This is a genomic window from Legionella sp. km772 (genome assembly GCF_003989735.1).
Lineage (GTDB): Bacteria > Pseudomonadota > Gammaproteobacteria > Legionellales > Legionellaceae > Legionella.
The window spans coordinates 1-10218 of the sequence record NZ_RZGQ01000103.1; the positions used below are offsets into that span (position 1 = coordinate 1).

Sequence of the window (10218 nt, forward strand, 5' to 3'; positions counted from 1 at the left end):
CACTGATCAGATTGAGTGAAATAGGTGATCAGTTTAGAGTGAAATCACTGATCAGATTGGAGTGAAATGAGTGATCATTTTGAAGTGAAATCGGTGATCAGATTGGAGTGAAATACGCACTTAACTCATATTTTGAAAGATAGCATTCAATGGAAACTGATTGAAACGCATTATGATGAAGTCGTTAAGCACCTTGTTGCTTTAAAAATGGGAATGGTTGAAGCAGATGTTTTTGTAAAGCGATTTAGCAGAGACAATTATAAACATCCTGTTTATAAGGCTCTTTGTGAAATAGGTAAAGCTGCCAAAACAATATTTCTTTGTAATTACCTGGAAAATGAAAATTTAAGAATAGAAATTAATGCCAGCCTTAATGTTGTTGAGCGTCTAAACAGTGTCATGAATTTCTTTTTCTATGGAAAACTTGGAGAAATCAACAGCAATGATCCAGAAGAACAAGAATTATCGATTTTATGTTTGCATCTATTGCAAGTATGTGCCGTATATATCAACACCTTATTAATTCAAGAAATACTATCTGATAAAACTTGGCGTAATAAGCTAAAACCAGAAGATTTTCGCGCGCTATCTCCCTTATTTCATGCTCATTTTAACCCATATGGCATTTTTCTTTTGGATTTAGAAAAACGTCTTATGATTGGCAAAGAGGACATCATCCATGACAGATCTGAAAAGAACTCCAGTCAAAGAGAAAGCAAAACAATTGCTGAAGCTCTTGAAAACTGAGAAACCAGATTACAATTATTTAAGAGAAGTATTTAGACAAGTTAGAAAAGAGTTAAATGTACATGTTGATACAGGTTCCCCTAAAAGGCTACCTCGGGTACCCACAGAAGAAGAAATTGCTAAATATTATGATATTGTGTGGAAATCACGCAATATGCAACATGTAGTAATGATTAAGACACTTTTATATACAGGTGTTAGAGTCACCGAATTAGTTCATATTAAATTATTTGACATTGATTTTGATCGATGCCAAATCCGTATTAATCAGGGCAAAGGAAGTAAAGATAGAATAGTTCCGTTTCCAACTAGATTTAGGGAAATATTAGCGATTCATGTCGATAATGGTAAAGCAAAAAAACAAGTATATTTATTTGAGTCAACATGGAAAAAACAGTATACCGACCGTGGCATTAGAAAAATACTGGCTCAATACACAGAAAAAGCTGGAATAGAACATTCCATTTCACCGCATAAATTAAGACATTTTTTGTTTACATGGATGAAAAAACAAGGCGTTGATGATGCTTTATTGCAACCATACTCAGGGCATGAAAGTCGGCAATCGTTAGAAATTTATTCAAAATTATCATTGGGTGATGCGCAACCTATCTATGATAGTAAAATTAAAGACTTTCCTGTATAAATTTTAGATCCACTTGGCCCCTCAGCGCAGCGGTCTTAATGTAGGGCCTTAAAAATCCTATAGATTTTTTCTTCTTAACAAACGAACGTTTTATGAGACACGTATGCCTGTTGATTTTTTAACCGATGAGCAATTTCAGACCTATGCGAAATATCCAGATACATTGACACCGGCTCAGTTAGATAAATATTTCTACCTTGACGATAAAGACAAAGAATTAATCAATGCATGTCGCCGTGACTACAATAAATTAGGGTATGCAATACAATTAACGACTGTCAGATTCCTTGGTACATTTCTTCCAAATCCGATTAATGTTCCACATGACGTTATCCGGTATATTGCAAAACAATTAGAAATCGACCTTCTTGTAAACGTTGAGAACTACCTGGATCGAAAGGCAACCAGACTGGCTCACTGTAGTGAAATCAAGTCCTTATTTAATTACCAAGATCTGAGTGGAATCTGGGGATATCAATTAACTCGCTGGTTATATTCTCAAGCTTGGTTTGGTAATGAAAGGCCAAGTATGTTATTTGAGCGTTGCACGCTATGGCTAATCAGCAGAAAAATTCTTTTGCCAGGAATCAGTACATTGACTGTTTTGATAGCAAAAGTTCGAGATCGAGTATCAAAGCGCTTATGGCAGCGACTTACATTATTAGTCAATACACATCAAAAAGAGCAACTGGAAAATTTATTATTGATTCCAAATGGTAAACGTTACAGCAAACTTGATGAATTAAAAAAGGGACCAACGCATATCAGCAGCGTAGGTCTGGTGCAAGCTCTTCAGCGTTATCGATACATCCGTGACTTAGGTATTGGAAAAATAAATATTGGCAATATACCAAAAGCAAAGATTAATCATTTAGCCAGATATGTCACTGTTTCATGGGCACCCTCGATTGCGAGAATGCCTGATGACAGGCGTATTGCGATATTATTCTCATTTGCATATGTGTACGAAACTAAGGCATTGGATGATGCACTAGATTTGTTAGATATGTTAATCACTGAAATCACCGCTGCTGCAAAGCGGTTAGGAGAAAAAAAGCGCATACGCAGTTTGGGTGATTTGGATAAAGCCGCATTAAAGTTATCTGATTTTAGCGATTTGTTTATAAAGCATGAGGCGGATAATAATTTGCCGACAATGATTTACAAAGCTATCTCGAGGGATACCATAACTTCTGCGATAGAAGTCATCCGACAAATTGCTAAACCGAATCATGATAAATATTATGATGAGTTGCTTGAACAATACAGAACTGTTCGCCGGTTTCTACCAACACTACTCAATACGGTCAAGTTTCAAACTACTAAAGAAGGTAAGCCAGTACAAGCAGCTATTGAATTTTTAGCTACCATGGAAGGAAAACGACAACCTTCTTTTCAAAATGCACCACTTGATATTATAAATTCTGGCTGGAGAAGTATTGTTATCAATTCCAAAACCAAAGAAATTGACCGAACAGGTTACACGTTATGTGCGATGGATAATCTACAGGCGAATATGCGCAGTCGTGACATACATATTGCGCAAAGTGAGCGGTGGTGTGATCCTCGTGCAAAACTATTAAGTGGCACAGCATGGGAACAGCATAAAATCCCAGTATGTCGATCGCTCAATTTACCTACTGATTTTGATGAAGTATTTGGCTACTTATCTGCAAAGCTAGAGAACACCTATCAGGATGTACTTGAGCGATTGCCTAAAAATGATGCTGTTGAGATTGTTAAGAACAATAAAGGCAAAGATAGGATAAAATTGTCAAGATTAGAAAAAATTGAAGAACCTGAAAGTCTCAAAATATTGAGGGATAAAGTAGATGGTTTGATGCCACGAATAGATTTTCCAGAATTATTGCTTGAAGCCAACCGTATGTCTGATTTTACTGAAGAATGTTCTCATATTAGTGATAATAGTTTGCGTGTCTCTGGAATTGATGTTTCATTATGTGCGGTCATCATGGCTGATGCATGCAATATTGGCCTCGAACCATTGATTAATGACGATAGCCCGCAATTAACCCGTAATCGATTAAGCTGGGTGCAACAAAACTGCATTCGTGCTGAGACCATTGCCAGATCTAATGCTCGACTTGTAGATATTCACACTAAGCAACCACTTGCAAAAAAGATGGGGACGGGGCATATTGCATCTGCTGATGGCATCAGATTTGCGTGCGCTGTAAGAACCGTAAATTCAGGACCTAACAAAAAATATTATGGACCAAAACGAGGGTTAACTTATTATAATTTTGTCTCTGATCAAAATGCAGGATTCCACGGCATTGTGATCACTGGTACCCTTCGTGATTCACTTTATTTATTAGATGGCATGCAAGATCAACAAACAAGTCTCGATATAAAAGAAATCATGACTGATACGGCTGGTGCTAGTGAAATTATCTTTGCGTTGTTTTGGTTATTAGGATACCAGTTTAGTCCAAGGCTTGCTGATGTTGGTGGCGCGCGTTTTTGGAGAATCGACACCAAAGCAGATTATGGTAGCCTAAATGATATTTCAAACCATAAAATAAATGAGGCATCCATACGCAAACACTGGGAAGATATTTTACGGATCGCCGTTTCATTAAAATTGGGCCACGTTAGTGCTTCGGATTTGATACGATCCCTATTTCGTAAGAACAGGCCATCTGGTTTAGCTAAAGCATTGATGAACTTAGGGCGCATTATCAAGACGCTGTATCTGCTCAATTATATCGATGATGAAGAATATCGTCGCCATATTTTGATACAACTCAATAAGGGTGAAAGTCGTCACAGTTTAGCGCGCACTGTATATCATGGCCGTCGTGGTGAAATTTACGAAAAATATCGAGAGGGACAAGAAGATCAACTCAACGTACTGGGATTAGCTACCAATGCGATAATATTGTGGAATACAGTTTACATGCAGGCCGCGTTGGATCATTTGAGATTACAAGGTGAAGTGATAAAAGAAGAGGATGAAGTGCGGCTATCGCCATTGGGGCGGAAACATATTAATTTCTTGGGGCATTTTTCGTTTATGTTGCCAAAAGTCGTGACAGAGGGACAGCTAAGACCTTTAAATTTAAGACTAAATCATAATACGGTTGTTTTATAATCCTCGATTTTTAGATATGCACTTTACAACATATAACTTTAACGGTATAATATAGATATGAAATGGACAATTTTTTTTGATGATGAGTTTAACTTAGAATTCGATGAGCTGAATGAAATTGTTCAGAGTGAATGTCTAGCCCATTTAAAAGTTCTAGAAAAATTTGGCCCAGAGCTAGGTCGTCCCCATGTAGATACTTTAAAAGGCTCGAAGTATTCCAATATGAAAGAGTTACGTTTTTATGCAGATAATGGGGTTTGGAGATTGGCTTTTGCTTTTGATCCAAAGAGGCACGCGATATTACTTGTATGTAGTGATAAATCAGGTGTGAGTGAAAAACGTTTTTATAAAGAGTTGATTAAGCGAGCTGACAAGAGATTTGACAGCCATTTATTAAAACTAAAAATGGAGGTGAATGATGCCTAAGTCGCTAACTGAGAAAATGAATAGCCTCTCAAAAGAAAGACAGGGGTTTATTCAAACTCGCGCAAATGAATTAATTGCTGAGGAAATGACACTAAGAGACTTGCGCTTGGCTCTAAAAAAAACGCAAGAGGATTTAGGAGCGACTCTGCATATGAAACAAGAGGGAATTTCTCGTCTTGAAAAGCGATCTGATATGTTGATTTCTACTCTGAACAAATATGTTACAGCAATGGGTGGGACTTTAAAATTAATGGCAACGTTTCCTAACAGACCTCCCGTGGAACTTCATGGTATTGCGGACATTGAGCCTGTTCAATCTCATCATGCATGAAGTTAAAGGGCTTAGAGTACCTTTTCATTCCATTGCTTGTCACACCCCTAATATTCTTGATTTTATAGCTCCCAAAGGGAATGCTAAAACCCACATTGATGTGATGAAAGACATGCTTAAGTCTGAGCAGAAAACTGAAGAGCAGGTGCGCGAAAAAGAACGCAGACGAAGAGAATCCCTTGAGCGCCGCCACAAATTGCGGGAGTAGGGCGCTGCAACTTACTTCAACACCCTTACCTTTTTATTTTAGAGATACCCTTCTATTATCTTTCTATACCCAAAACACCACTAAAATACCTCACAACCCCTGATTTTTATCATTATCTATAATTAGAGTAGGAAAAGAGCATTCATTACCTGAAAAACATGTGAATTACATGGAATAAACCACCATTTTTAATAAAACCTACTGTATATATTTTGTCATAATGACATTTAAGTGTCTTATAGAATAGCTTTTAAGTGTCCGCTCTTACTTATAGTCCCGTTTAAACCTTCTTAAATATTATCCACAAGGATGTTCTGTGGATAATTAATAATAAGGAATTCGCTACGCTCATCAATCATTTAATCTTATTAAAAGGAATTGGCCTATGGGCAATAATCAAATAAAAAAACAAACAAAGCAATAATTAAAGATCGATTGCCTCATCACCCATCACTCAATCGCAATAAAAGATAACTCCGCATTTTATTAAGAACAATGACTACTCACTCGCTTCGCTCGCTCCGTTCCTCATTGTTCTTAATAAAATACTCCGTTATTTTTATTTTTTGCGACTGAGCGATGAATGACGAGGCACAAATCTAAATCCTTCTTTTAAACTGCTTTAAATGAATTCGCTTCGCTCATTACTATTAAATGCTCCTAAGCTCCGAAATCAAAGGCAGGTGGTCAAATTTAAAACATTCTTTTAGTTGCTGTCGCGAAATGATTTATTGAATTGGAGCTATTGAAATTTTAGGTATTTTCTGATTAGATACCACACATAAGATAACACGATTATTATTGTATTTTCAATTAAATGCAGTAAGTTTTTAGAGTAGCACATTATAGGGATTGCTGATGCAAAGAATTGACTATCAATTAAATAGCGCCAAAGGATTGCTCATGGCTGCCAAAGATTGGAGTATGACCAGCAACCAGCAACCAGCAACCAGTACTAACTTTCCATTTATCTCCACTGCTTTCAAATCTAATTCCTTTATCTCTAGCTCACGCTATTTGCGTCTCTTTCTCTTATTTTCAGTTTTTGAGCAGGGTTGAGTGCTGTAGCGCATTTACTTTTTTATTAGTTCAAATTTTTTGTTGTACCCACCTTCTGTTTTTGACGAACCGGTTTTAAGCATGCATAGGAGCATTCATGAACAAGAAATCTGCTGTAATCATAGTGGCAGCTAATTTTTTAACTGCCAGTGCTTTGGCTGGAACTATGGGTCCTGTAACGCAACAATCCGATTGGACCTGGGTTGGCAGCTTTAGCGCAGGCCCTGTTTGGGAGAACGGCGGCAGCACACAAACCTTTTATCTAACGCCAGAGATTGAAAAAAGCTATGTGGCGAATCGATCGACCAATACATTGTTTGATGGTGAGGTATTTCTAGGCATGCAAAAAATATTTTCTCAAACGCTGCAAGGCCAGCTAGGGGTTGCTGTAGCCGCCACCAGCAATGCCAATCTATCTGGGGTCATTTGGGATGATGCCGACTCTCAATTTGATAACTTCACCTACAGGTACACAATCCAACACACTCATGTGGCGGTGAAAGGCAAACTGCTGGTCGATAAGGGCTATTGGCTGATTCCCTGGATAAGCGCAAGCCTTGGTGTTGGTTTTAACAACGCACGCTCTTTTAACGGTGAGCCTATTATTTTTGAGGCGGTAGAAACGCCTGATTTTGCCTCTCATACGCAAACAAGCTTTACTTATACCCTTGGTGCGGGAGTACAAAAAGCACTCAATCAACACTGGCAAGTCGGTGTAGGCTATGAATTTGCCGATTGGGGCAAAAGTCAATTAGGTCGTGCGCGAGAGCAAACACAAAACAGTGGCCTTACTTTAAATCACCTATACACCAACGGTATTTTATTCAACCTCACCTATCTTGCATAAGGACATGGACATGAAACGAGTACGTTTAACGAATCAAGGATTAGGCTTAAGTGTTTTTTGTATGATTACTACCACAGTCCATGCGGGCATTCCTGTATGGAGCATCACGCCTATTGGAAGTCCTGCGGTGACGGTGAGTGCCACAGGCACTGCTACGGTAAGTTATACCGTAACCAACAACTCAAAAAAACCACACCGATTAGTGCTTTCCGCAAAGACCCCAACTGGCATTAGCCAAACAGGCGGTCCGTGTGTGCTGGCGGCTAAAAGCCCCACAAACTCAAACCCCACCTGCACACTGACATTAAGCATTAACGGCAGCGCACTGCCCGCGAACAGCATCGAAGGAGGCCCCTCTCTGTGCCAGACTAATCCTAATGGAACACCAAACGCCAATCAATGCTATCAGCCAGACCCTAACGATGTGTTGGTGATTACTCGAACCACAACACCAGGAGCAACGACATTGAGTACTAGTGTTGCGCCACCATCGATATTGGCATTATCAGTGAATAATACAGCACTCAACGCCGCTTTAACAGGAAATGCACGCTACATTACGATTCAAAACACAGGAACAAACCCAGCCACAGGGCTGTCTGTTTCAGCCACAGGATTACCAACAGGGACAAACATTACCACAGTTCCTACAACGTGCACGGGAACATTAGCCCCTGGTGCGACGTGCACGGTTACGATTACCCCAGGCCCCAATGCAACCTCTAGCTGTACTACTGGGATAGCACCAGCACCAGGCACGATTACCGTAAGCGCCACCAATGTGGCCCAACCCGCAACGAGCAATGTTGTGGTATTAAGTTATGGCTGCCAGTATCAGGGTGGTTTTCTTTATTCGGTAGATGACACGACGAATAATGGAGTTACTGGAACATGCACAACACCGCCCTGCACGAAAAGTATTGGCGGTAAAGTGGCATCGATTACAGACCAGGCAGCACCTTATATTGGTTCAGGCCCTCAAGCTACGAGTATTATTTGGAGCTCCAATGGAAGTGGGAGTTCAAGCGCAAACGTCAGTTATGACATTATTCCCTTAATCTCTGAGATATCAACGTCAAATGATTTTTATAGCAACGCACAATCAACATACAACACAACTTACACCAATGGATCCTCCTTTCCTTTTCCTGCCCCCGGCGCATTTGCCACATGTAGTGGAGCAACCCAGGGTTCGTGTAATAGCAGCAATATTTTAGCTCTGTATGATGCCTATAAAACAGGCTATGGTATTGGCTCTGCCCCCTATACCCTTTCTGCAGGACCAACGAGTCGCACAGATTATGCTGCGGGCCTATGCACGGCAACCATTAATACCTATTCTGACTGGTATTTGCCAGCCATTTGTGAAATGGATTCAGTATATGGCACTGTCACTTGTCCTGCAGGAGCACAAAGCATGGTGGCTAATCTTTCATTCTTGCTTGGAAACCCAAGCGCAGCAACACCAAGCACTTCGTGTACTCCTCCCAGCGGCACTCACTGTCTTGCAGGCGTCTACTGGAGTTCTACCGAGGACTCGGTCATTCCACAGAGCCTCGCGTGGGTCGAGTACTTCGCTTCCAGTGGCGGCAGCAATCAGGGCCTCAACTATAAGCTCGTTCAGCTTGGCGCTCGGTGTTCTCGGGCTTTAACCCTTTAACCTTTTACCCCTTTTCTTTTAAGGCCACTACGTGGCCTTGATAAAGCCCGCGAAGCGGGCAGGTTTCATTTTTTAGGTTTTTATTATTATGGCGTTGTATACAGAGTTACCAGTTTACAAGGATACGTATCAGTTGGTGTTGAATGTATTTGAATACACTAAAGCCTTTCCGAGAGAGTATAAATACACCATGGGACAGGATATGAAACACGATGCACTTCACTTGCTACGTGGTATTTATCGTGCTAACAAGCACAAAAATAGAGCGGAGCATTTGGAAGTGTTTTTGGATGAGTTTGAACTACTAAAACTAGAAATTCGCCTATGCGTGGAAATGAAGCTGATTTCATTAAGGAAACAGGCTTTATTAAGTGACATCATGACCCGCATTAGCAAACAGATTACCGGTTGGCGTAATGCGGCCAGGTAAAGCCAGAATCACTGTTGCCACGGTGGCAGTGAGCGAGCAGGTTTTATTTAAAAGCGCACTAGGACTGCTTCTTGATGGGGTAGTACAATAACATCCAGGTAAGATGCCTTGCTTGGATTAAAACACTAGTGAATTGCAGGCAACTACTGGAGTTCTACCGAGAACTCGAACAATCCACAGAACAACGCGTGGAACGAGTACTTCGCTTCCAGTGGCGGCAGCAATCAGAACAACAACAATAAGAACAATCAGCTTGGCGCTCGGTGTTCTCGGGGTTTTAAATAAAACGAGTTAAACCTACGGGCCATCACTTGATGACCCGTATTTATTTGAGCGATGAAATGATTAAAAACGATTTACTTGAGGCCTCTGAGCATAACACAGGTATCGAGTTGGCCGATTTATTTGAAGCCTATGCAGATTGCCGCACTAACAAACGCAACACCATGAATGCGCTGGCTTTTGAGCTGGATTATGAACAAGAGTTAGTTAACTTATGGAAAGAAATTAACAGCGGCTCCTACTTTCCTGGACGCTCTATAGCCTTTATTGTAGACCAACCGGTCAAGCGTGAAATCTTTGCTGCTGATTTCAGAGACCGAATAGTACATCACCTCATTATCAAGAAGGGGGTCTAGGCGTAAACCGTCCAAATTTCCGGGCAAATATTGTTCATTAATCTTTGCTTGCAAATCTCTGTCGAGCAAATTCAATAGATTGATGTAGTTTTTTCTGTAATTCTGCTTTAG

At 40.2% G+C, this 10218-nt stretch carries 11 protein-coding genes; all 11 read left to right on the plus strand.

Features of this window, described 5'->3' with window-relative positions; all coding sequences use genetic code 11:
* Positions 1 to 129 precede the first annotated feature (129 nt).
* The 11 genes from ELY15_RS10565 (at position 130) to ELY15_RS10615 (ending at position 10107) form a co-directional block, all read left to right on the plus strand.
* Complete coding sequence (locus tag ELY15_RS10565; RefSeq protein WP_255411093.1) at positions 130 to 747, plus strand: transposase; 618 nt, start codon at positions 130 to 132, stop codon at positions 745 to 747.
* Complete coding sequence (locus ELY15_RS10570; protein ID WP_127099789.1) at positions 680 to 1393, plus strand: tyrosine-type recombinase/integrase; 714 nt, start codon at positions 680 to 682, stop codon at positions 1391 to 1393. The genes ELY15_RS10565 and ELY15_RS10570 overlap by 68 nt, the downstream gene beginning before the upstream one ends.
* A 103-nt stretch (positions 1394 to 1496) precedes the next feature.
* Positions 1497 to 4508: a Tn3 family transposase gene (locus ELY15_RS10575; protein ID WP_127099791.1), complete on the plus strand. Its 3012-nt coding sequence runs from the start codon at positions 1497 to 1499 to the stop codon at positions 4506 to 4508.
* 57 nt (positions 4509 to 4565) lie between these two features.
* Positions 4566 to 4934: a type II toxin-antitoxin system RelE/ParE family toxin gene (locus ELY15_RS10580; RefSeq protein WP_127099793.1), complete on the plus strand. Its 369-nt coding sequence runs from the start codon at positions 4566 to 4568 to the stop codon at positions 4932 to 4934.
* Positions 4924 to 5265 carry a helix-turn-helix transcriptional regulator gene (locus tag ELY15_RS10585; protein ID WP_233586646.1) on the plus strand — a complete coding sequence of 114 codons (342 nt, stop codon included), beginning with the start codon at positions 4924 to 4926 and terminating at the stop codon, positions 5263 to 5265. The genes ELY15_RS10580 and ELY15_RS10585 overlap by 11 nt, the downstream gene beginning before the upstream one ends.
* Positions 5258 to 5473 (plus strand): hypothetical protein, encoded by a 216-nt coding sequence (locus ELY15_RS10590; RefSeq protein ID WP_127099795.1) that lies wholly within the window; start codon positions 5258 to 5260, stop codon positions 5471 to 5473. Before ELY15_RS10585 ends, ELY15_RS10590 begins: the two co-directional genes overlap by 8 nt.
* An 858-nt stretch (positions 5474 to 6331) precedes the next feature.
* Positions 6332 to 6532, plus strand: coding sequence for a hypothetical protein (locus tag ELY15_RS10595; protein WP_127099797.1), 201 nt, complete (start codon positions 6332 to 6334; stop codon positions 6530 to 6532).
* A 97-nt stretch (positions 6533 to 6629) separates the two neighbouring features.
* Entirely contained in the window at positions 6630 to 7379 is a 750-nt protein-coding gene (locus ELY15_RS10600; protein ID WP_127099799.1) for an outer membrane protein, read from the plus strand.
* A 10-nt stretch (positions 7380 to 7389) separates the two neighbouring features.
* Positions 7390 to 9039, plus strand: coding sequence for a hypothetical protein (locus ELY15_RS10605; RefSeq protein ID WP_127099801.1), 1650 nt, complete (start codon positions 7390 to 7392; stop codon positions 9037 to 9039).
* Between the two features lie 88 nt (positions 9040 to 9127).
* Positions 9128 to 9469, plus strand: coding sequence for a four helix bundle protein (locus tag ELY15_RS10610; protein WP_127099803.1), 342 nt, complete (start codon positions 9128 to 9130; stop codon positions 9467 to 9469).
* Between the two features lie 314 nt (positions 9470 to 9783).
* Complete coding sequence (locus tag ELY15_RS10615; RefSeq protein ID WP_233586655.1) at positions 9784 to 10107, plus strand: hypothetical protein; 324 nt, start codon at positions 9784 to 9786, stop codon at positions 10105 to 10107.
* Positions 10108 to 10218 lie beyond the last annotated feature (111 nt).